The 20,049-nt window shown below is 64.2% G+C and carries 23 protein-coding genes; 13 read left to right on the forward strand and 10 right to left on the reverse strand.

What is annotated here, in order from left to right; genetic code table 11:
• Nucleotides 1–4 precede the first annotated feature (4 nt).
• On the forward strand, nt 5–289 hold the full coding sequence (locus F7R11_RS22295; protein ID WP_021193694.1) for a hypothetical protein: 285 nt from the start codon (nt 5–7) through the stop codon (nt 287–289).
• On the opposite strand, the gene F7R11_RS22300 is transcribed toward F7R11_RS22295, so the two are convergent.
• From F7R11_RS22300 to F7R11_RS22310, 3 genes are all read right to left on the reverse strand, one after another.
• Nucleotides 286–1,671, reverse strand: coding sequence for an LLM class flavin-dependent oxidoreductase (locus tag F7R11_RS22300; protein ID WP_064807755.1), 1,386 nt, complete (start codon nt 1,669–1,671; stop codon nt 286–288). The two genes, F7R11_RS22295 and F7R11_RS22300, sit on opposite strands and share 4 nt — an antisense overlap.
• A 5-nt stretch (nt 1,672–1,676) precedes the next feature.
• On the reverse strand, nt 1,677–2,507 hold the full coding sequence (locus F7R11_RS22305) for a hypothetical protein (RefSeq protein ID WP_064807753.1): 831 nt from the start codon (nt 2,505–2,507) through the stop codon (nt 1,677–1,679).
• A gap of 173 nt (nt 2,508–2,680) precedes the next feature.
• The gene (locus tag F7R11_RS22310; protein ID WP_064807751.1) at nt 2,681–3,325 is read right to left on the reverse strand and encodes a TetR/AcrR family transcriptional regulator; all 645 of its coding nucleotides are present in this window, start codon (nt 3,323–3,325) and stop codon (nt 2,681–2,683) included.
• 130 nt (nt 3,326–3,455) lie between these two features.
• On the opposite strand from F7R11_RS22310, the gene F7R11_RS22315 reads away from it, so the two are divergent.
• From F7R11_RS22315 to paaE, 9 genes are all read left to right on the forward strand, one after another.
• Nucleotides 3,456–3,887, forward strand: coding sequence for a YybH family protein (locus F7R11_RS22315; protein WP_064807748.1), 432 nt, complete (start codon nt 3,456–3,458; stop codon nt 3,885–3,887).
• Nucleotides 3,888–3,980: 93 nt separating this feature from the next.
• On the forward strand, nt 3,981–4,412 hold the full coding sequence (locus tag F7R11_RS22320) for a VOC family protein (protein ID WP_064807746.1): 432 nt from the start codon (nt 3,981–3,983) through the stop codon (nt 4,410–4,412).
• 230 nt (nt 4,413–4,642) lie between these two features.
• Nucleotides 4,643–5,179 (forward strand): SRPBCC family protein, encoded by a 537-nt coding sequence (locus tag F7R11_RS22325; protein ID WP_064807744.1) that lies wholly within the window; start codon nt 4,643–4,645, stop codon nt 5,177–5,179.
• 32 nt (nt 5,180–5,211) lie between these two features.
• A complete protein-coding gene (locus tag F7R11_RS22330; protein ID WP_064807742.1) occupies nt 5,212–6,660 on the forward strand; it encodes a DHA2 family efflux MFS transporter permease subunit in 1,449 nt (482 codons plus the stop codon).
• Between the two features lie 152 nt (nt 6,661–6,812).
• Nucleotides 6,813–7,832, forward strand: coding sequence for a 1,2-phenylacetyl-CoA epoxidase subunit PaaA (gene paaA, locus F7R11_RS22335; RefSeq protein WP_064807740.1), 1,020 nt, complete (start codon nt 6,813–6,815; stop codon nt 7,830–7,832).
• Between the two features lie 11 nt (nt 7,833–7,843).
• A complete protein-coding gene (gene paaB, locus F7R11_RS22340) occupies nt 7,844–8,143 on the forward strand; it encodes a 1,2-phenylacetyl-CoA epoxidase subunit PaaB (RefSeq protein WP_048931478.1) in 300 nt (99 codons plus the stop codon).
• A 9-nt stretch (nt 8,144–8,152) separates the two neighbouring features.
• Complete coding sequence (gene paaC / locus F7R11_RS22345; protein WP_064807738.1) at nt 8,153–8,953, forward strand: 1,2-phenylacetyl-CoA epoxidase subunit PaaC; 801 nt, start codon at nt 8,153–8,155, stop codon at nt 8,951–8,953.
• Nucleotides 8,947–9,486: a 1,2-phenylacetyl-CoA epoxidase subunit PaaD gene (gene paaD / locus F7R11_RS22350; protein WP_064807736.1), complete on the forward strand. Its 540-nt coding sequence runs from the start codon at nt 8,947–8,949 to the stop codon at nt 9,484–9,486. Before paaC ends, paaD begins: the two co-directional genes overlap by 7 nt.
• A 14-nt stretch (nt 9,487–9,500) precedes the next feature.
• The gene (gene paaE / locus F7R11_RS22355) at nt 9,501–10,601 is read left to right on the forward strand and encodes a 1,2-phenylacetyl-CoA epoxidase subunit PaaE (protein ID WP_064807734.1); all 1,101 of its coding nucleotides are present in this window, start codon (nt 9,501–9,503) and stop codon (nt 10,599–10,601) included.
• Between the two features lie 13 nt (nt 10,602–10,614).
• On the opposite strand, the gene F7R11_RS22360 is transcribed toward paaE, so the two are convergent.
• Together F7R11_RS22360 and F7R11_RS22365 are read right to left on the reverse strand one after the other, a co-directional pair.
• Entirely contained in the window at nt 10,615–11,235 is a 621-nt protein-coding gene (locus tag F7R11_RS22360; protein WP_021193707.1) for a TetR/AcrR family transcriptional regulator, read from the reverse strand.
• A gap of 76 nt (nt 11,236–11,311) precedes the next feature.
• Nucleotides 11,312–12,127: an alpha/beta fold hydrolase gene (locus F7R11_RS22365; RefSeq protein ID WP_064807731.1), complete on the reverse strand. Its 816-nt coding sequence runs from the start codon at nt 12,125–12,127 to the stop codon at nt 11,312–11,314.
• A gap of 99 nt (nt 12,128–12,226) precedes the next feature.
• Here F7R11_RS22365 and F7R11_RS22370 point away from each other — a divergent pair, with 99 nt between their 5' ends.
• On the forward strand, nt 12,227–13,180 hold the full coding sequence (locus F7R11_RS22370; protein ID WP_064807729.1) for a LysR family transcriptional regulator: 954 nt from the start codon (nt 12,227–12,229) through the stop codon (nt 13,178–13,180).
• A 7-nt stretch (nt 13,181–13,187) separates the two neighbouring features.
• Here F7R11_RS22370 and F7R11_RS22375 read toward each other — a convergent pair whose 3' ends face one another.
• Nucleotides 13,188–13,793, reverse strand: coding sequence for a cysteine dioxygenase family protein (locus tag F7R11_RS22375; RefSeq protein WP_064807727.1), 606 nt, complete (start codon nt 13,791–13,793; stop codon nt 13,188–13,190).
• 163 nt (nt 13,794–13,956) lie between these two features.
• Between F7R11_RS22375 and F7R11_RS22380 the strand changes: the two genes are divergently transcribed.
• Entirely contained in the window at nt 13,957–15,576 is a 1,620-nt protein-coding gene (locus F7R11_RS22380; protein WP_064809068.1) for a rhodanese-like domain-containing protein, read from the forward strand.
• On the forward strand, nt 15,573–16,808 hold the full coding sequence (gene metC / locus F7R11_RS22385; protein ID WP_064807725.1) for a cystathionine beta-lyase: 1,236 nt from the start codon (nt 15,573–15,575) through the stop codon (nt 16,806–16,808). Before F7R11_RS22380 ends, metC begins: the two co-directional genes overlap by 4 nt.
• Nucleotides 16,809–16,818: 10 nt before the next feature.
• On the opposite strand, the gene F7R11_RS22390 is transcribed toward metC, so the two are convergent.
• From F7R11_RS22390 to F7R11_RS22405, 4 genes are read right to left on the reverse strand one after another with little or no spacing between them, the layout of a single operon-like run.
• Nucleotides 16,819–17,673, reverse strand: coding sequence for an amino acid ABC transporter ATP-binding protein (locus F7R11_RS22390; RefSeq protein WP_064807723.1), 855 nt, complete (start codon nt 17,671–17,673; stop codon nt 16,819–16,821).
• A complete protein-coding gene (locus tag F7R11_RS22395) occupies nt 17,660–18,343 on the reverse strand; it encodes an amino acid ABC transporter permease (RefSeq protein ID WP_064807720.1) in 684 nt (227 codons plus the stop codon). The genes F7R11_RS22390 and F7R11_RS22395 overlap by 14 nt, the downstream gene beginning before the upstream one ends.
• Nucleotides 18,336–19,118: an amino acid ABC transporter permease gene (locus F7R11_RS22400; protein WP_064807718.1), complete on the reverse strand. Its 783-nt coding sequence runs from the start codon at nt 19,116–19,118 to the stop codon at nt 18,336–18,338. The genes F7R11_RS22395 and F7R11_RS22400 overlap by 8 nt, the downstream gene beginning before the upstream one ends.
• Nucleotides 19,119–19,130: 12 nt before the next feature.
• Nucleotides 19,131–19,982, reverse strand: coding sequence for a transporter substrate-binding domain-containing protein (locus F7R11_RS22405; RefSeq protein WP_064807716.1), 852 nt, complete (start codon nt 19,980–19,982; stop codon nt 19,131–19,133).
• Between the last annotated feature and the right edge of the window lie 67 nt (nt 19,983–20,049).

A 20,049-nucleotide genomic window follows, 5' to 3' on the forward strand; every position in this document is an offset into this window, starting at 1 on the left:
CATCATGAAAAACGAAATTTCCTGGCAAGACCTGCCTGACCCGGCCGATGTGTCGGGCGTCTTCGCTTTTGCCATGTCGTTCAACGGCTATGAAGAGCTGGGCTCGTTTGAGGCGTGCACCAGCGCCGCACGCGAGCGCAGGCGCGCATCGCTTGTCGATTTGCGCAACGAACTGTTCTGCGCCGCGCGTGCGTCGCGCCATGCCGGATCAACGGGCTACCTGGGTACGTACGAAGCGTTGCTTCCGCTCTTTCAACAGATGCTGGGCGCGCCAACGACCAGTGCCTAGGGTTGGTCCGCCAGCTCCTGTGCAGGTTGCCGGCGCCGTTGCGCGCCCGGGTGGGCGTCCGGCAAACGGTCGGCGCCAAACAGTTTGCGGCGCAAGGTGCCAGGCGCATACGCGGTCTTGTAGACACCGCGGTTCTGCAACTCCGGCACCACCAGATCGATGAAATCCGCATAGCTTTCCGGCGTGACGGTGCGCGCCAGGTTGAAGCCGTCGATGTCGGTCACATCCATCCACTGCTGCAGCGCGTCGGCTACCTGCTGCGGGTCGCCCACGATGGTGGCGTAGCGGCCGCCCAATGCCAGCTGATCAAGCAGTCGCCGTACGGTGAACTGCGTGTCGCCGCCAGTGGCGCGGCGGATGGAGGACTCGATCGCATTCGTCTTCACCGCGCGCAGCGGATCGTCCAAGGCATAGGTCGAATAGTCGATGCCGGAGCCTGCCGAGAAATGCGCAAGACCGGCTTCCGCACTGGCGTAGCGTTGGTATTCGGCGAGCTTTTCGCGGGCCAGCTTCTCGGTCTTGTCGACCACGACGGTGATGCCCATGAAGACTTTGACGTCCTCTGCTCGGCGCCCAGCCTGCACGGCGGCTTGCCGCAACTGCGCCACCTGATCGCGCGTGGCTGATTGGCTCTGGCTCGACAGGAACACGCATTCCGCATGCTGCCCCGCAAAGGTCTGTCCGCGTGCGGATGAGCCCGCCTGAAACAGCACCGGCGTGCGCTGTGGTGACGGCTCGCTCAGGTGGTAGCCCTCCACGTCGTAGTAGCGGCCGTGATGCTGGATGCGGTGCACCTTGTCGGGCTGTGCGAACACGCGTGCGGCGCGATCACGCAGCACCGCATCGTCTTCCCAGCTGCCTTCCCACAGTTGGTAGACCACATCAAGAAACTCATCCGCGCGGTCATAGCGCTCGTCGTGCGCGATCTGTTCGCGCAGGCCCATGGCGCGTGCCGCGCTGTCCAGATAGCCGGTGACGATGTTCCAACCGACACGCCCGTCGGTCAGGTGATCGAGCGTGGAAAAGCGCCGCGCAAACAGGTACGGCGCTTCATACGTCAGGTTGACGGTCAGGCCGAAACCGAGATGCTCCGTCACGCCCGCCATGGCGGAAACCAGCATCAGCGGATCATTCACCGGCAGCTGGATCGACTCACGCAGCGTGAGGTCGGCCGATTGTTGGTAGACGTCGTACACGCCCACGATGTCGGCAATGAACAAGCCGTCGAACAGGCCACGCTCCAGCAACTTGGCGAGGTCGGTCCAGTAGCTGAGCTTGCGGTAATCGGTGGAGGTATCGCGCGGGTGGGTCCACAGGCCGTGGTTGATGTGGCCCACGCAGTTCATGTTGAACGCGTTGAGCAGGATCGGTTTCTTGGCCATCGTGTTCAGGCACCCAGGCTGGTCAGGGTGGGCAGCGCATCAGCAGGGCGCTGCAGCAGCACGCCAAGGATCTCGCGCCGCCACGCGTCGTAAAGCGGAACATGGTTGCGCGTATCGATGCCGGCCGCGCGTTCGTTCAGTGCCCATGATTCGCGCAGGTAGTCGCCCAGGAGCACTTGCAGCTTGTCGTCGGCTTCCAGCACTTCACCGACGAGTTGTTCGCGTTGCGCATCCGATGCGGCATTGAGCTTGTTATGCCACCACTCGGTGATGAGGATGCGGTGCACCTCTTCGTCCGGCATGATGCGGTTCTCGGCAAAGTCGCGGTTGGCGAGATCGAGCACACGCGAGGTGCGCCGGTTGACCTGCAGCCGCGCGAGGATGTGATGCTCGTAGTGGAACTCCCATGCGAGGAAGGCGGCCTGGCTGGTCAGCGGGTAGTCGCCCAGGATGTCCCAGTGGTGGCGTACGTCTTGCGCAATGCGGTCGATCTGGTCGTGCCCCGACAGCACGCGGATGCGCTCGCGCGAGGCCACCGCGTGAAAGCCGTCGTCGCCAATCTGTCGTGAGAGCGCGAGCTGAAACTCGGGCTCGTCGCGAAACAGCCGGTCCAGCCCGGCGCTTGCCAGTTGCACGATGAAAAGATCGTGCGCGGCGTTCCACAGCGCGTAGTCGATCACCCCTTCCCGTTCTTCTGGGGTTTGCGCATCGCGCGGTGGCTCGGTGCGTGAAGGCGGCAGGTGTGGCGCGTGCACGGCGGCGACGCGGTCAAAGAGGTCTTTCTCCAGCGCCGCGCCATAGCGCGCGGGCGTCGTTTCGAGGTGGGTTTGGGTCACGTTGACATCCTGGTCGCGGAGGTTGGCTCCGGTGGATCGGTGTGCGCCACCGCCGGGTGGGCGGGCGCGACAAGGCTGACATCGTTGCATTGAAGGCGGCGCAGACGAACGAAGCGTTGCGCATGTCGTCAGAACCTGCGCGCAGATTGCGCGGCTTCGTCCAGCCGAAGCGGCTACAGGCCGTTCTCCACCATCTCGACCACGCGCAGGGCGATGGCGCCTGTCTGCTCGGGCGGGCGGCCGCGTAGCGGGCCGTCGATGATCAGCAGCGCTAGCCCGTGCACCGCAGACCATGCGAGATATTCAGCGCCCGGACGGCGCTCGGCTGGGAGCACGCCTGCGGCAGTCATGCGGTCGAGTGCCAGGCCTAGCAACTGGAACGGGTTCAGCCCGCTGTTGCCGGCCTTGTCCGGGTCGGCGTCGTTCTCCACTTCATCGGGCACGGCAAACGCGGTGCGGAACAGGCCGGTCTCCATTTGCGCAAAACGCAGGTACCCCACGCCGATGGCGCGCAAGGAGGCGCGGGCCTGCGCATCTTGCGGCCAGGTCGGGTCGATTGCATCCAGTTCCGTTTCCATGGCGCGTGCCAATGCTGCCAGCGCCGCCGCGCGCACCTCCTGCAGCAAATCCAGTCGCCCGGCGAAGTGCCGGTAGGCCGCATTCGGTGCAACGCCAGCGCGGCGCGTTGCCTCGCGCAGCACGATGGCATCTGGGCCGCCGGCACGCGCCAGCTCAATGCCGGCGTCGAGCAGCGCGCGCCGCAAATCGCCGTGACGATAGGTCGATCGCGCGGGCGGGCGGGGTGGTTCCTGGGTCATGCAATCTCCGCAAGCTTTATGTGGACACTGTTCATTATGTCTGCTATCGTTTGTGGACAGTGTTCACAAATCAACACTAGGCGCTGTTGTCGTAGATTCCAAGGCGCTTTTTTCGTCATCGGAGGCCGACATGACAACTGCAACAAATGCCGCGAATGATGAAGCGCAGGTGCGTGCGCTGATCGAAGAATGGGCCGCCGCCGTGCGCGCCAAGGACGTGGACGCAGTGATGCGTCACTACGCGCCTGATGTGGTGGTGTTTGATGTCATGCCGCCGCTGTTTGTAAAAGGTGCTGATGCCTACCGGCGCAACTGGCAGGGCTGGTTCGATGCGCTGGAAGGGCAGGCTGATTTCCAGTTCGTCGAATTGCACCTCGAGGTGAGTGGCGACTTGGCCTATTGCTTCAGCGTGAACCGCTTGCGTGCGCGCTATCGCGACGGCGCGAAGCATGATGCGCAAACACGTGCCACGGTGTGCTTCCGCAAGATCGATGGCCGCTGGCTGGTGGTGCACGAGCACGCCTCCGTGCCAATGCCGGTGCCCGAACCGGCGTGCAATTGACGGCGTCTGTTGATGCGTGGCTTCCCCTGACCGTGTGACCCAACGCGCGGCCGGATCTTCACCCGGAGTCCCTACCTACCCCAAGGAGTTGTGATGCAAATTCAACCGTATCTGTTCTTCGAAGGCCGTTGTGAGGAAGCGCTTGAGTTCTACAAGAAGACGCTTGGCGCCAAGGTTGACGTGGTGATGCACTACAAGGATGCGCCCAAGGATGCGCAACCTACCGCCGAGCAGTGTGGCGGCATGGCACCCCCGCTCGACAAGGTGATGCACGCAGCTTTCCGCGTGGGTGAAACGCAGGTCCTGGCATCCGACGGCATGGCTTCGGGCAAGGCCGATTTCAAAGGCTTCGGGCTGTCGGTGAGTGTGGCTGACAAGGCCGAGGCCGAGCGCACCTTCAAGGCGCTGGGTGACGGTGGTCAGGTGACCATGCCGATGTCGGAAACCTTCTTTGCCAACGCATTCGGCATGGTGGCCGATCGCTTCGGCATCACGTGGATGGTGATTGCGCCCAAGCCGATGTAAGCATTGTGTCGGCGCAAACGGCCACCCGATGGTGGCCGTTCGGCGCAAAGCCGTAGGAAGGTTTGCCTTGGCGCCGGGTGACTGACCGGTGCTAGACTGCGCTTTCACCGGGGCCTTACCAATATCAACGAAACCACCCCCGGGTGGCCGGCCGCTCTGGCCGCGACCCTTCGCATTCCCTGCGCGAAGGCGTCCACTCACCTGCAGCCCCATTTCTGGAGACCGTCTTCATGCTGAAGATCATTGCGATCGTCATCGTCGTTGCCATTGTTGCCGTGCTTGGGTTTGCGGCCACGCGGCCAGACAGCTTTCGCGTGCAGCGCGAGATCGACATCAAGGCGCCGCCCGAAAAGGTGTTTGCCCTGATCGATGATTTTCACCACTGGACCGCCTGGTCGCCGTGGGAAAAGCTCGACCCGGCGATGAAGCGCACGTACGGCGGCCCGACCAATGGCAAGGGCGCGAATTATGCGTGGGAAGGCTCCAGCAAGGTCGGCGCCGGGCGCATGGAGATCGTCGATTCCTCGCTGTCGAACGCGCCCGCCCGCATCCAGATCCAATTGGATTTCCTGAAGCCCTTCGAAGCCCACAACACAGCGGAATTCACGTTGAAGCCTGCGGGCGATCTCACCCATGTGACCTGGGCCATGTACGGCCCGAGCCCGTTCATCTCGAAGGTGATGGGCCTGTTCTTCAGTATGGACGCGGTGATCGGCAAGGACTTCGAGGCCGGTCTCGCCAATCTCAAATTGGCTGCGGAATCCTGAGCGAGGCTGCAGCGCATTCAAGGAGTGGTTCCATGACGCATGGCATCGACGAACGCAAGCGCTGGCTGGCCCTCATCGTGCTCTGCCTGGGCGTGCTGATGATCGTGCTGGATACGACCATCGTGAACGTCGCACTGCCGTCCATCCGGGCGGATCTGGGCTTTTCCGAAACCTCGCTGGTGTGGGTGGTCAACGCCTACATGCTGACCTTTGGCGGTTTCCTGCTGCTGGGTGGGCGATTGGGTGACCTGTTCGGGCATCGCAAGCTGTTCTTGCTGGGGATCACGCTGTTCACGCTGGCTTCTGCGGCGTGTGGTCTGGCGAACTCGCAGGGGTTGCTGATTGCGGCGCGTGCGGTACAGGGGCTGGGCGGGGCCGTGGTGTCGGCGGTGTCGCTGTCGCTCATCATGAACCTGTTCACCTCGCCGGCCGATCGTGCCAAGGCGATGGGCATTTACGGCTTCGTGTGCGCAGGCGGTGGCAGCATCGGCGTGTTGCTGGGCGGGTTGCTGACCAGCGCGCTGAGCTGGCACTGGATCTTCCTGGTCAACCTGCCGATTGGTGTGGCGGTGTACGCCGCATGCATGGCATTGCTGCCTGCTGGCAAGCCACTGGCAGATCGCGCCAAGCTGGACGTGGCAGGCGCGATTGCCGTGACGACCTCGCTCATGCTGGCGGTGTACGCCATCGTGCACGGTAACGAGGTCGGTTGGACGTCCACGCAAACGCTTGCCCAGTTGGGCACGGCTGTCGCGTTGATGATTGCGTTCCTCGTCATTGAGTCGCGCGTGTCGCATCCGCTCATGCCGCTGCACATGTTCGCGCTGCGCAATGTGGCCACGGCCAACGTGGTGGGCGTGCTGTGGGCAGCTGCGATGTTCGCGTGGTTCTTCATCTCGGCGCTCTACATGCAGCGTGTGCTGAACTACAGCGCCATGCAGGTGGGGCTGGCCTTCCTGCCGGCCAACATCATCATGGCGGTGTTCTCGCTGGGGTTGTCGGCCAAGCTGGTGATGCGCTTTGGCATTCGCGCGCCGTTGTCGCTGGGTTTGCTGGTGGCGGCCGTCGGGCTGGTGCTGTTTGCGCGTGCGCCGGCTGGCGGCAACTTCATGCTGGACGTGCTGCCGGGCATGCTGCTGCTGGGCCTGGGTGCAGGCGTGGCCTTCAACCCGGTGTTGCTGGCGGCGATGAGCGATGTCGCGCCGGATGAATCTGGCCTGGCTTCGGGCGTGGTCAACACGTCATTCATGATGGGTGGCGCATTGGGGCTGGCGATTCTCGCAAGCCTGGCGGCAGCCCGCACGAACAACCTGACTGCCGCGGGAGCCGATGCGGCCACCGCACTCAATGGCGGCTATCACCTGGCTTTCCTGCTGGGGGCGATTGCGGCTGTGCTGGCTTCTGCACTGGCCGGCGCCTTCGTACGGACACGTGCACACGCGCACACGCAGGATCAGGCGTCCTCCGCAGCCTCCATCTAAGCTGATTCACACTGCATGTCTCAATCGAGGCATGCGGTGTAATCCGTTATTGACCGACCGGTCGGACTGTTTATAATCGATCCAGCTCCGGCATGACGTGAATGGCGGGGCACGCACATCCAGCACTCCCCAACGCGGGGCCGGAGGATCGCATGTACACCCAAAGCCTGGACCAGCCTGGCGGCTTGCCCACCGAACAGGAACTGGCCGCTGTGCCGCAAGGCGAAGCCGAGTTGCAGGCGCGCTTTGACGCGCGCATCGGTGCTGACCACAAGATCGAACCGCAGGATTGGATGCCCGCGCCGTACCGCAAGACGCTATTGCGGCAGATTTCGCAGCACGCGCATTCAGAGGTGGTGGGCATGCTGCCCGAGGGCAACTGGATCAGCCGCGCGCCGTCGCTCAAGCGCAAGGCCATCCTCCTGGCCAAGGTGCAGGACGAGGCGGGTCATGGCCTCTATCTCTACTCCGCCGCCGAAACGCTCGGCAGCACGCGCGACGAGATGATCGACGCGCTGCACGAGGGGCGGGCCAAGTATTCGTCCATCTTCAATTACCCGACGCTGTCATGGGCAGACGTGGGCGTGATCGGCTGGCTGGTGGACGGCGCGGCCATCATGAACCAGGTGCCGCTGTGCCGTTGCTCGTACGGCCCCTATGCACGCGCCATGATCCGCATCTGCAAGGAAGAGTCGTTCCACCAGCGCCAGGGTTTTGAGTCGCTGCTGACCATGATGGGCGGCACGCAGCCGCAGCGCGACATGGTGCAGGAGGCAGTCAACCGCTGGTGGTTTCCGGTGCTGATGATGTTCGGGCCGCCTGATACCGCATCGCCCAACAGCGCGCAGACCATGGCCTGGGGCATCAAACGTATCTCGAACGATGACTTGCGCCAGCGCTTTGTCGACGCGACCGTCGAGCAGGCGCGTGTGTTGGGCGTGACGTTGCCTGACCCTGGACTCACGTGGAATGAGGCGCGTGGCCACTACGATTTTTCACCGCTGGACTGGTCCGAATTCAAGCGTGTGCTGGACGGCCATGGCCCCTGCAACCGTGAGCGCCTCGCCACCCGCAAGCGCGCGCATGAAGAAGGCGAGTGGGTGCGCGAAGCCGCGCTTGCCTACGCACGCAAACAGGCCGAACGTGCGGCCGCCACCGAACAAGCCGCCTGAGGAGCCGCAGCATGAGTACAACCACGCATCAACACGAATGGCCGCTGTGGGAAGTGTTTATCCGCAGCAAGCAGGGTCTGGAGCACAAGCACTGCGGCAGCCTGCATGCGGTCGATGCCAAGCAGGCGTTGCAGATGGCGCGCGACGTCTATACGCGCCGGCAGGAAGGCGTCTCGATCTGGGTCGTGCCATCGGCCGCCATCACCGCCAGCGAGCCCGATGACAAGCCCATGCTGTTCGACCCAATGGCCGACAAGATCTACCGGCACCCGACGTTCTATCGGCTGCCCGATGAAGTCAACCACATGTGAGCCGTGGCGATGACTTCCAACGCGCATCTGCAATACATCCTGCGTCTGGCCGACAACGCACTCATTCTTGGTCAGCGCAACGCTGAGTGGACGGGGCATGGCCCCGTGCTCGAAGAGGACATCGCGCTGTCCAACCTGAGCCTCGATTTGATCGGTCAGGCGCGACTGCTCTATACACATGCCGGCCAGCTTGAAGGCGCACTGACAGGCACGCCGCGCACCGAAGACGACTATGCCTACTTGCGCGCAGAGAGCGCGTTCCGCAACTACACCCTGCTCGAATTGCCCCATGTGGGGCCGCTGGTTGCCACATCTGCAGCGGCACGCGACTACGCGGTCACCATCGTCCGCCACTTCCTGTATGCGGCGTTGATGGTGCCGTTGTGGGAGGCGCTGGCCGCATCCAAGGATGCAGAACTGGCCGCCATTGCCGCCAAGTCGGTCAAAGAGATGCGCTATCACCTTGCACACACGCGTGACTGGCTGGTGCGCTTTGGCGATGGCACCGAGGTGTCGCATGCACGTGCTCAGGCTGCGCTCAACTGGTTGATGCCCTACACCAACGAGTTCTTTGCCGCCGATGCCATTGAAGATGCCGTGGCCGATGCCGGCATTGGCGTGCGCGTTGCCGATCTGCGTGATGCATGGCAGGCAACCGTGAATGATGCGCTGGCTGAGGCCACACTTGCCTTGCCCGAGTCTGGCCCCTACGTCAGCACAGGAAAACACGGCGAGCACTCCGAGCACATGGGCTATCTGCTGGCCGAAATGCAGGGGCTGGCGCGCCAGTTTCCGGGGGCATCGTGGTAGCCGAGCCTATTGTTTCCGCCGATGTGGCCACACGGCTTGCACGCGCTCGGGCCGCGCTGGATGCGGTGACCGACCCGGAGATCCCCGTCGTCACGATCGCTGAACTGGGCATCCTGCGCGACGTGGAGATCGATGGCAGTGGCACGGTGGTGGCAACCATCACGCCCACGTATTCCGGCTGCCCGGCGATGGACCAGATTGCTGACGACGTGAGCCGCGCGCTGCAGACGGCGGATGTGGGGGCGTATCGCGTGCGCTCCGTGCTCTCGCCAGCGTGGACGACGGACTGGATCACGCCCGAAGGGCACCGTAAGCTGCGCGACTTCGGTATTGCACCGCCGGCCCACGTGGTGACGATGGGCAACGCGCGCCCGATTCGCCTGATGCGCCCCGCGCAGGGCGAGCACATTGCCTGCCCGCAATGCGGCTCGCACGACACGGTGCTCATCTCCGCCTTCGGTTCGACCGCGTGCAAGGCGCTGTACCGTTGCCGCGCGTGCCGTGAGCCGTTCGACTACTTCAAGCCCTACTAAACGAAACGATCGCCATGACCCCGCAATTTCACCCGCTGCGTATTGCCGAAGTGCGTGGCGAGACGGCTGATACGATTTCCCTACGCTTTGATGTGCCGGACGACCTGCGCGATGCGTATCGCTTCAAGCAGGGCCAGTTCCTGACGCTGCGCATGCCGGTGCCCGAGACAGGGCAGAGCGATGTGCGGCGCTCGTATTCCATCTGTTGTTCCGTGCAGGACTACGACGCGCATGGCGAGCTGCGCGTGGCCGTCAAGCGTGTGGATGCGGGCGTGTTCTCCAACCACCTGCACGACCGCATTCGCGTGGGGCAATCGCTCGATGTGCTGCCGCCGGATGGTCGCTTCTATGTGCCGTTGGCTGCGGAAAGTGCGCGCCACTATGTCGCCTTTGCTGCCGGCAGCGGCATCACGCCCATCCTCTCGCTCATCAAGACCACGCTGGCCGCCGAGCCACACAGCCGCTTCACGCTGGTCTACGGCAACCGCAGCATCGACAGCATCATCTTTGGCGAGGCGCTGGAAGACCTGAAGGACCGCTATCTCGATCGGTTTGCGCTGTATCACGTGCTGTCGCGCCAGGCGCAGGAGATTGCGTTGTTCAACGGGCGGCTGGATGGTGCGAAGGCGCATGCCTTTCTGGATGCGCTGATTCCTCCCGACGATATCGACGCTGCCTTTATCTGTGGGCCATCCACGATGATCGATGCGGTCGAAGCTGCGCTGCTGGAGCGTGGTGTGCCACGCGAGCGCGTGCATGCCGAGCGCTTTGGCGTACCGGTGGGCGACGCGTCGACTGAATCGGCCAAAGCGCGCAAGCGTGCGGCGGTGGCTGGCGATGTGGCGTTGACGGTGGTGCTCGACGGCAAGTCGCATGACGTGCCGATGGCGGGGGATGCCAAGGTGCTCGACAGCGCGCTGAATGCTGGGCTGGACTTGCCCTATGCGTGCAAGGGTGGTGTGTGCTGCACGTGCCGCGCCAAGGTGCTGGAAGGGCGCGTGGAGATGGAGAAGAACTTCACGCTGGAAGACTGGGAGATCCAACAAGGCTTTGTGCTGACGTGCCAGGCGCGTCCGCTCACGCAGCGTGTTGTCGTGAGCTATGACGAGCGCTGATGGTTGCTGAGCTTCAGCCCTTCTTGTCGCCTGGGCTGCCGAGCCCGTTCTCCAGCATCTCGATCACCATCTCGGCATAGCCTTCGTACGACAGTGGGCCATCGGGTTTGAGCCAGGTGAACGTCCAGTTCATCATGCCGAACAGCATCATCGTGATGGGGGTGCGGTTAGCCTCGTCCACCTTGTCGGGGTAGGCCGCGCCGAGCTGCCGGCCCACAGCGGCCACCACGTCCCGCTCGCGGGCGAGCACGATGTCACGTTGGTCGGGCGACAGGTATTTCACGTCGTTGAGCAGTGCCACGTGCCGCGTGCGCGACGTCGCATATTCGGCCAGGAAGGTGCGGATCAGCAGATGTAGCGTGGCCCGCGCCGACAGCTTGGCGTGCAGCGCATCGCTCTCCGCGCGTTCGACCAGGTCGGCCAGCCGCGTGGTGTAGCGGTCGAGCAGATCGAAGAGGATCGCTTCCTTGCCTTCGTAGTAGTGGTACAGGCGCGACTTCGAGCCACCGCAGGCGGCGGCGAGCTGGTTCATCGACACGCTCGGGTAGCTGTCAGCCGCAAAGGCTTCAGCGGCGGTGTCGAGCACGCTTTCGCGGCGCAGCTCGAATTCGTCTTCGTTCTTGACGCGGGACATGTCTGGCGGCACATCGGTTGGATGGCCGCCATGTTAACCGCAACCGGGCGGGTTGCGGCGCATCGTTGCCGATCCGTTATGCCGTCTCGTGCACGGCCAGGAAATCCAGCACCAGCCCGATAAACGCGTCCGGCGCTTCCACGTTGGCAAGGTGCACGGTGTCCAGCATGCGCAGTTGTGCGCCCGGAATGGCGGCGGCGATCTCCTCGCCGTGGCGCGCAGACGTCACCGTGTCGTGCAGGCCCGCAATGACCAGCGTGGGATGCGGGATGAGCGCGATCGTGCGACGCAGGTCTGAATCCCGCACGGCAGTCCAGCCGCCGATGATGCCCTCGCGCGGCGTTTCCAGCAGCGCGCGGCGGAACGGTGCGACCGCCGGGTCATTTGCCTCCAGCATGTGTGCCGGGAACCAGTTGCGCAGGAAGGTCTCGGCCGTCTCTTGCATGTCGGGGGCACGCCGCAGCTCCGCAATGGCGTTGTCAAAGTACTGCACCGGGCCGAGGTGGGCAGCGGTGTTCGACAGCACCAGGCGGTCAATGCGCTCCGGCACATGGATGGCCAACCATTGCGCCACGATGCCCCCCAGCGAAAGCCCCAGCATGTGCACGCGCTGCAGGCCGAGTGCGTCGAGCAGCTCCACCACATCGCGTCCCAGTCGATCGAGTGAATACAGCCCGGTGGGCGCATCGGACGCACCGTGGCCGCGCGCGTCATAACGCAACACGTGGAAGTGCTCGGCAAGCTGCGGCACCGTCACGTCCCACATATGCAGATCGGTGCCGATGGAGTTGGACAGCAGCAGGACAGGCTTGTTGGGCGAGCCGTCAAAGCGATAGGCGAGACGTACGCCGTCGCCGGTGGTGATGAACGAAAGGGTGTTGTGAGATCCCATGATGGGCTCCAGAACGTGTTTGAGGTGGAGTCATCCTAGAATCCGGGCTGTTTCATGGATACTATAAAGTTTGAAAGAACTCTGTAGATTCAACAAACAATGTCGAACTTCACGCTCCATGAGCTGCAGTGCTTCGATGCGGTGGTGGCAGGGGGGAGCTTTCAGGCGGCGGCTGACCGGCTGCACCGCTCGCACCCCTCGGTGTTTGCAGCGGTGGCCAAGCTGGAGGAGCAACTCGGCTTGAGCCTGTTGGACCGCAGTGGCTATCGGGTGCGGTTGACGGAGGCTGGTCAGTCCTTCCATCGCAAAGTCCAGTCATTGCTGCGGGAGAGCGAAGAGTTGCGGACCCACGCCAGGCAACTGGCCATGGGGGAGGAAGCCGAGTTGCGCGTGGTGCTGGGCGATCTGTGCCCGTTGCAGCCGGTGCTGGCATTGCTCAGCCAGTTCTTCGGCCAATGCCCGCAAACGCGCTTGCAGTTGCAGTTCGAAGCCGTGACCGGCCCCTGGGAGCGCCTGCTGGAAGACGAGGCCGATCTGATCGTGCACCGCGTGCCGAAAGGCGATGTGCGCATGGAATGGATCGACCTGGGCAAGATCGCGATGGTGCCGGTGGTCGCGCCGGGTTTTTTGCCTTTTGCGCCAACGTCCGGCCTTACGCCGCAGCAGATGCAGCGCTTCATGCAATGCGTGATCAACGATTCGGCGCGTCAGCCGTCATCGCAGGCGCACTACGTGTTGGAGGGCGCCCCGCAGTGCTTCGTGCCGGATCAGCTGATGAAGAAGGAGTTGATCGTGCACGGTATGGCGTGGGGACATCTGCCGCGCTTCATGATCGAGGCGGAATTGCGCGAGGGGCGTCTGCTCTCGATTGCAGGCAAGCACTTCCCCGGCATGATCCAGGACTTGGCGGTGGCGCGCCGACGTGATCGGCCGCACGGGCCCGTTGCCAATCGGTTGTGGGATTTTCTGGCCCAGCAGGCGCCGGTACTGAAGCCGGTGCTGGGCCGGATGCCGCGCCAGGCCGCGGCAGGCGCTGCGCGCAAGACGACGTAGCGCGCGGTCAGGCGGCCTGCTTGGTCGCACTCATGTAGTTGCGGTTGTAGTTGAGCACGCGCCCCGTGGCGAGGTCAAAACCGACGCGGCCGGTGAGCGTTTCCAGCGCGCGGCCGTACAGGTGGAAGTGGCGCGTGGGCTTGTTGCCGACCACGTGGATGCTATGGATGTCGTCCGCCAGAAACGTGATTGGCGTGCCGGGTTGCACGACCACCTCACGCGACAGGGCGAGCGTGGCCCGTTCAGGGTCGCGGCCATCATCGGTGCGGATGTACACGCGGTTCAACTCCTCGCCTTCCAGTGCAACGATCACTGCCCACGTGGTGTGGTTGTGCGGCGGCGTGATCTTGCCCGGGTTGATCGAGTTCAGGTACAGCGCAAAGGTCTTGTCGGCCTCTTCATGCAGCAGGTAGCGGCTGGAGGCATCGGCTTCGTCTGCCGGTGGTGGCGGGAAGGCGTCGAAGGGGAACAGCGCCTCTTGCGCGGCCAGTTCCTGCAACCGATCAGCAATGCGGGTGAGTGACGCGTAGGTGATGCCATCCTGCGCAGCAATGGCACGAATGGCGATGAGGGTTTGACGGACCGCGTGGTCCCGTTGCTCGGTGAGGCTCATGGCGCGTTGTGAACAATGAAGGGCAGAGGAGAGACGCCCCAGTGTAGAACGCCGGGCACGCACCACCAACGCAGCATCCTGCATATGCATAGACGCATCGGTTCGTTCTCGCGCGCGGGGCGGCGTGCCTACCATGGGCCTTTCCGTTACGCGCGAGGCCCGCATGTCTGTTCCTTCCATTGATGCCGTCACGTTGAAGGCGTGGCTCCACGACGGCGCGGAGATTGCACTGCTCGACGTGCGCGAGGCTGGTGAATTTGGCGAAGGACATCTCTTCCTGGCAACGCCAGCACCATACAGCCGGCTGGAGATCGACGCCGTGCGTCTGGTGCCCCGGCGCAACGTTCGGCTGGTAGTGACGGATGCCGATGGTGGTGCGCTCTCCGTGCTGGCAGCCCGGCGCTTGCTCGATCTTGGCTACGACAGCGTGCACGTGCTGGAGAGCGGTAATGCCGGCTGGCAGGCCGCCGGGTTTGCGTTGTTCAAGGGCATCAACGTGCCATCCAAGACGTTTGGTGAACTGGCTGAGCTGGCCTATCACACACCGCACATCACGGCAGGTGAGCTGGCCGCCTGGCAGCGCGAGCACAAGCGCCACGTGCTGCTGGATGGGCGCACCGTCGCCGAGTACCGCCGCATGACCATTCCTGGTGCTGTTGCGTGCCCGAACGGTGAGCTGGCACTGCGCGTGCATGCGCTTGTGCCGGATGACGACACACCGGTTGTCATCAATTGCGCGGGGCGCACACGCAGCATCATCGGTGCGCAAACACTGCGCAATCTGGGGCTGCCGAATCCGATCTACGCGCTGGAGAACGGTACGCAAGGCTGGCAGTTGCACGGCCTGACGTTGGAGCACGGCGCCGACCGCCGCTACCCCGACACGATCGACGTGCCGGCACGCCGGCGCGCGAAGGCAGCGGTGGCGGATCTGTCCGATCGCTTTGCTGTGCCAACAGTCACAGCGGTGGCGGTTCAAGCCGAGATCCAGCAAGGGGCGCGTACGGTCTTCCTGCTCGACGTGCGCACCGCGGATGCCTTTGCGCGCGGCAGCCTGCCGGGTGCCGTGCATGCGCCGGGCGGCCAGTTGCTGCAGGCGACAGACCAGTACGTCGGCGTGCGCGGCGCCTGGTTGATCGTCTTCGACGATGACGGTATCCGCGCTCCCGTGATCGCCAGTTGGTTGCGCCAGCAGGGGCACGACGCCGCAGTGCTGGAAGGCGGTTTGAACGAAGCGAATGCGGCCTTGCTGACAACACGGGATACGCCTTGGCAGCCGGCACTCCCTGTGGGGATCGACGCGGGCACGCTGCGCAACGCCTTCGCGCATGGAGAAGTCGTGTTGTTCGATCTGCGCAGCAGTGCGGCCTATCGTACGGCGCATATTCCCGGCGCACGGTGGGCCACACGGCGACAGTTGCACGACGTGCGCGGCGCACAGGTCGTGCTGGTGGACGATGACGCTGCAGTTAGCGCACTCGCGGCGGTGGACTTGCTGGAGCAGGGGGCGGCTTCCGTGCGGCGACTCGAAGGTGGCGTTGCCGCGTGGCATGCCGCCGGGTATCCGCTTGAGGCGACGCCAGAACTGCCGGCAGACGCCGAGCGCATTGACTACCTTTTCTTCGTGCATGACCGCCATGACGGCAACCTCGATGCCGCGCGTGGCTATCTCGCCTGGGAGATCGGGCTGGTAGCGCAACTCGATGCGCAGGAGCGCGCGCTGTTTGCGCTCGGCAGCCCGAGTGCAATCGTCAACGAAACGGCAGAGGTGGTGGCCCCATGACCCGCACATTCACCCGCGCATCCCACAACGTGCCCGAAGCGCTTGCCACACGCATCATCCATGCGGGCAGCCCACCGTTTGTTGACGGAGCCGCGCCCGTCAATGTGCCCGTTGAACGCACCAGCACCGTGCGCCATGCCAGCACCGCTGCCCTGCACGACGTGCACGCTCGCCGCAAGGCCGGCGAGAACATCGCCAGCTACGGCCGCCATGGCTCGCAAACGCACCGCGCGCTGGAAGATGCACTGCTGGCGCTGGAGGGCGGCGTGCGAGCGTTCCTTGCGCCGTCGGGCCTGTCGGCCATCTCGCTGACGTTCTTGGCGCTGCTCTCGCCTGGTGACCACGTGATCGTGACCGACAGCATCTATGCACCCGTGCGCCGGCTGGATGCCGTGTTGCTGCAGCGATTGGGGATCGAGGTGTCGTATGTCGAGCCCAACGACGGGCGCCTGGAAGCGGCCATTCGACCACACACGCGGTTGATCTTTACCGAGTCGCCTGGGTCGCTGCTGTACGAGATCTACGATCTGGAGGCCATTGCCCGTGTGGCGCGGCGCCACGATATCGTGCTGGCGACGGACAACACCTGGGCCTCCGGCATCCTGTTCCGTCCGCTTGCGGCGGGGGCCGATGTTTCGGTGCTGGCTGCCACCAAGTACGTGGCCGGGCATTCCGACGTGATGCTGGGCGCCGTGATTGCGCGCACCGAGGCCGTGGCCGCCCGCATTGCCGCCGCCCACGATGTGCTGGGCCTGACCATTGGCGCAGACGATGCCTACCTGGCCTTGCGTGGCGTGCGCACGCTACCTGTGCGGATGGCGCAGCACCAACGCAACGCAACGCGTGTTGCGCAATGGTTGCAGACGCAGCCGGGCGTGGGGCAGGTGTTTTATCCGGCATTGCCGGACGACCCTGGCCACGCGCTGTGGAAGCGCGATTTCTCGGGCGCCAACGGGCTGGTCTCCTTCGTACTCAAGGACGCAGATCAGTACGCTGCGGAGCGTGTTGCTGACGCGTTGCAGCTCTTCGCCATTGGCGCCTCGTGGGGTGGCTATGAAAGCCTTGTCACGGTGGTTGCGCCCGAGCGCCTTTCAGACCATGTGCAATGGAACCGCAGCGGTGCGGTGTTGCGCCTGCACGTTGGCCTGGAAGATGCCGACGACCTGATTGCCGATCTGGAGCAGGCGCTGCAGCACGCGCCCGTGGCGGAGCTGCACGCCATCGGTGGGTAGGAGAGGGGGATCAGACAGCAAACGCCGCGCTTGCAAAGGCGGCGTGCCACGGCGCATGTGCAGGCGGCCGTGCCCCGGCATGCCCCGACAGCGCGCGCGACAGAAATGCCCGCGTGCGCTCGCTCGCCGGTGACGAGAAGAGCTGCTCGGCCGGGCCGCGTTCCACCACCACGCCGTGCTCGGTAAACACCACCGCATCGCTGATGGCGCGTGCGAAGGCCATTTCGTGCGTCACCAGCACGCAGGTCAGCCCATCGTCGACCAGTTCTCCGATGACGTTGAGCACTTCGCCCACCGTCTCAGGGTCGAGCGCCGAGGTCACCTCGTCAAACAGGATCAGCTCGGGCCGCATTGCCAGCGCCCTGGCAATCGCCACGCGTTGTTGCTGGCCGCCGGAGAGCTGGCCCGGATAGGCGCGTGCCTTGTCGGCCAAACCTACCTTCTTGAGCAGGGCATGCGCATCGGCTTCGGCCTCTTGCTTCGTTCGGCCCAGCACGCGCACGGGGGCGGCCGTCAGGTTGTCCAGCACGCTCAGGTGCGGAAACAGGTTGTACTGCTGGAACACGAAGCCGATGCGCTTGCGCAGGGCAATCGTGTCGGCCTCGGTGGTGAGCTGGTCGACGCGGATGCCGTCCACCGTCACACTGCCGCGTTGCGGCCGCAACAGCCCGCTGATGCAGCGCAAGAGCGTCGACTTGCCTGAGCCGGATGGCCCGATGATCGACACGGCCTGGCCACGGTGCACATCGAGATCGATGCCGCGCAATACAGGTGTGGTGCCGAAGGTCAGATGCACATCGCGCAACGCTACGAGCGGAGCACTGGTAGCAGGCGCATCAAGGGGCAGCAGATCAGGCGAGGACATGGGCGCGCTCCAGGCGCCGGGTCAGGCGCGAAATCGGGTAGCAATAGACGAAGAACAACCCGAGCACAGTGAAGTAGGTAAGCACCGTGAACGGCGTACGGTTGACGGTGTTGCTGGCAATCTGCGCGGTGTCGAGCAGGTCATGCACGCCCACCAGCGAGGCCATGGCGGTGCCCATGGTGATGACCGCGTACAGGTTCATCCATGAAGGCAGCATGCGGCGCAGGCACTGTGGCAGCACGATGCGCCAGAGGATGTCGCGGCGCGTGAAGGCCAGCGATGCCGCCGCCTCCCACTGCGTAGACGGAATCGACAGCACCGCGCCACGAAAGATTTCCGCTACGTGGGCACTTGCAGGCAGTGCCAGCGCCAGCGTGACCTTGAGCCAGTCGGGAAACGGAAACACATGGCCGCGCACGACAATCTCGAACGGCACGGCGTAAGCAATGCCGTACACGAGCACAAGCCAGGGCGCATTCCGGAAGGCGACGACGTAGCTGCCGGCAAACCGTTGCACCCAGCCTGCCGGCGACAGGTGCAACGCACCGACGGCTAGCCCGATCAACGTGCCCAGCCCAACGGCAAGCAAGCTGATGCCGATATTGATGGCCAACCCCCGCAGCAGTGCCGGTGACCAGTGCAGCAGCGTCCCAAGAAGAGTGTCAGGCATGGGCGGGCCCTCCTGCAACAGCGTGGCCCGTGGCCCCATAGCCCGGCATGCGCAGCCGGCGTTCGATCCACACGCCGGCTGCGTGCACGGCATAGGTGACCACGCCATAGAACAGCAGTAACAGCACCATGCATTCGAGCACGTTGTCGCGTTGGGTCCAGATCATCAGCGCGCTGTAGGTGATGTCGCCCACCGCAATGGCCGAGGCCAGAGACGACGCCTTCACCAGTTCCACCGTGTTGTTCATCAGCGAGGGCAGCGCGGCACGGAATGCCAGCGGAAGCTGCACGCGCCACAGCCGTTCACGTGCGCTGAAGCCCAACGACGTTGCCGCTTCCAGCATGGCGGGCGGTACGGCCTCGATGCCGCCGCGCAACGCCTCGGCATGAAAGGCCGCCTTGTGCAGCGAGAGAATGGCGACCGCCCAGAAGAACGGCGTGAGCGGGTTGCGCAACTGCCACTGCGCCAGCGCTTGCGTGATGAGTGTGTTGACGACCAGGAACGCACAGCACAACTGCACCAGCGTGGGTGTGTTGCGGGTGAGTTCAACAAAGCCCTGGGCGAGTTGCGCGACACGCCGGCGCGGTGAGATCAGCAAGCGCGCCAGCACCACCCCAAAGATGAGGCTCAACACCACGGTGCTGAACATCACCAGCAGCGAGAGCCTGGCGCCTTGCAGCAGCGCATTCCGTTCGTAGGCTTCAGCCAGGAAGCCGTAGTCGAGGCCCGTATGGCGGACCAGCGCAATCACGCGCAGAAGCAGATCGTCAGCCATGCGGAATGCGGGTCAGCTACGGCCCGCCTTGACGATGCCCTTTGCAGCTTCGTGCCATTCGACCAGCGCGGGCGAGGGCGGCAGGATGCCATTCTTCTTCTCGGTCTCGATCAGCCAGCCATCGCGATGCCAGCCTTGCACGATGCGATCGAGCGCGGCCACGGTGTCGTTCTCGCCCTTGCGTGCCCAGATAACGGTGGGCGAGGGGATCAGATCTGGGCCGACAACGCGGTAGTCCTTCCATTCCGGGTTGGTGCGCGGCAGCGGTTGGAGCAGCGTGGCGTCATGCACGGCGGCGGCGCAGTTGTTGCCGCGCAGTGCCAGCAGCGATTCCGCCGGGCTCTTGAAGCCCTTGGGCGTGGCACCGATCTCGGCCGCCAGCGGCTTGGTGTAGCTGCTGCCTTGCGACAGGCACACATCCTTGCCCTTCAGGTCGCTCCACTTCTGCACGGGGCTGTCCTTGGGCACCAGCGCTACGCCACCCACGCGGTAATAGGGGGAGGGCACGTGGGCCAACAGTTCCGCGCGCTCGGGGTTCAGCTCCATCGAGGCAACAAGAATGTCCACACGCCCTTGCTGCAAGAACTGAATGCGGTTGGACGGCTGCACCTGCACCGTTTCCACCTCCACACCCAGCCCGCGCCCAAGCGCCTGCGCCAAGTCGACATTGAAGCCTGTTGCGCGTTGCGTTACCGGGTCAATGGAACCGAAGGGTCCGCCCGACAGCACCACTCCCACCACCAGCTTCTTGCGCTGCTGGACCTTGTCGAGCGTGGCGTCAGCAGATGCAGCCGTGCTTGCCAGCAACGTGGCAGCAGCCAATACGGTAGGGGCAAAACGGAACCAGTGAGAACGAGCAGACATGGCGTGCGACAGATTGTTTCTGAGGCAACCATTGTGTGAGACGCCCGTCGTGCGGTGAACGAATAAA

It is taken from the genome of Ralstonia insidiosa, assembly GCF_008801405.1.
Taxonomy (GTDB): Bacteria; Pseudomonadota; Gammaproteobacteria; order Burkholderiales; family Burkholderiaceae; genus Ralstonia; species Ralstonia insidiosa.

Excerpts from the sequence above, each read along its gene's own strand:
- paaE (WP_064807734.1), top strand. The coding sequence starts at position 9,501 with ATGACCCCGCAATTTCACCCGCTGCGTATTGCCGAAGTGCGTGGCGAG.
- F7R11_RS22325 (WP_064807744.1), top strand. The coding sequence starts at position 4,643 with ATGCTGAAGATCATTGCGATCGTCATCGTCGTTGCCATTGTTGCCGTG.
- F7R11_RS22320 (WP_064807746.1), top strand. The coding sequence starts at position 3,981 with ATGCAAATTCAACCGTATCTGTTCTTCGAAGGCCGTTGTGAGGAAGCG.
- F7R11_RS22390 (WP_064807723.1), bottom strand. The coding sequence starts at position 17,673 with ATGTCCTCGCCTGATCTGCTGCCCCTTGATGCGCCTGCTACCAGTGCT.
- F7R11_RS22330 (WP_064807742.1), top strand. The coding sequence starts at position 5,212 with ATGACGCATGGCATCGACGAACGCAAGCGCTGGCTGGCCCTCATCGTG.
- F7R11_RS22360 (WP_021193707.1), bottom strand. The coding sequence starts at position 11,235 with ATGTCCCGCGTCAAGAACGAAGACGAATTCGAGCTGCGCCGCGAAAGC.
- F7R11_RS22405 (WP_064807716.1), bottom strand. The coding sequence starts at position 19,982 with ATGTCTGCTCGTTCTCACTGGTTCCGTTTTGCCCCTACCGTATTGGCT.
- F7R11_RS22315 (WP_064807748.1), top strand. The coding sequence starts at position 3,456 with ATGACAACTGCAACAAATGCCGCGAATGATGAAGCGCAGGTGCGTGCG.
- paaB (WP_048931478.1), top strand. The coding sequence starts at position 7,844 with ATGAGTACAACCACGCATCAACACGAATGGCCGCTGTGGGAAGTGTTT.
- F7R11_RS22295 (WP_021193694.1), top strand. The coding sequence starts at position 5 with ATGAAAAACGAAATTTCCTGGCAAGACCTGCCTGACCCGGCCGATGTG.
- F7R11_RS22365 (WP_064807731.1), bottom strand. The coding sequence starts at position 12,127 with ATGGGATCTCACAACACCCTTTCGTTCATCACCACCGGCGACGGCGTA.
- F7R11_RS22300 (WP_064807755.1), bottom strand. The coding sequence starts at position 1,671 with ATGGCCAAGAAACCGATCCTGCTCAACGCGTTCAACATGAACTGCGTG.
- F7R11_RS22310 (WP_064807751.1), bottom strand. The coding sequence starts at position 3,325 with ATGACCCAGGAACCACCCCGCCCGCCCGCGCGATCGACCTATCGTCAC.
- paaA (WP_064807740.1), top strand. The coding sequence starts at position 6,813 with ATGTACACCCAAAGCCTGGACCAGCCTGGCGGCTTGCCCACCGAACAG.
- F7R11_RS22375 (WP_064807727.1), bottom strand. The coding sequence starts at position 13,793 with ATGAGCCTCACCGAGCAACGGGACCACGCGGTCCGTCAAACCCTCATC.
- paaC (WP_064807738.1), top strand. The coding sequence starts at position 8,153 with ATGACTTCCAACGCGCATCTGCAATACATCCTGCGTCTGGCCGACAAC.
- F7R11_RS22400 (WP_064807718.1), bottom strand. The coding sequence starts at position 19,118 with ATGGCTGACGATCTGCTTCTGCGCGTGATTGCGCTGGTCCGCCATACG.
- F7R11_RS22395 (WP_064807720.1), bottom strand. The coding sequence starts at position 18,343 with ATGCCTGACACTCTTCTTGGGACGCTGCTGCACTGGTCACCGGCACTG.
- F7R11_RS22370 (WP_064807729.1), top strand. The coding sequence starts at position 12,227 with ATGTCGAACTTCACGCTCCATGAGCTGCAGTGCTTCGATGCGGTGGTG.
- F7R11_RS22380 (WP_064809068.1), top strand. The coding sequence starts at position 13,957 with ATGTCTGTTCCTTCCATTGATGCCGTCACGTTGAAGGCGTGGCTCCAC.
- metC (WP_064807725.1), top strand. The coding sequence starts at position 15,573 with ATGACCCGCACATTCACCCGCGCATCCCACAACGTGCCCGAAGCGCTT.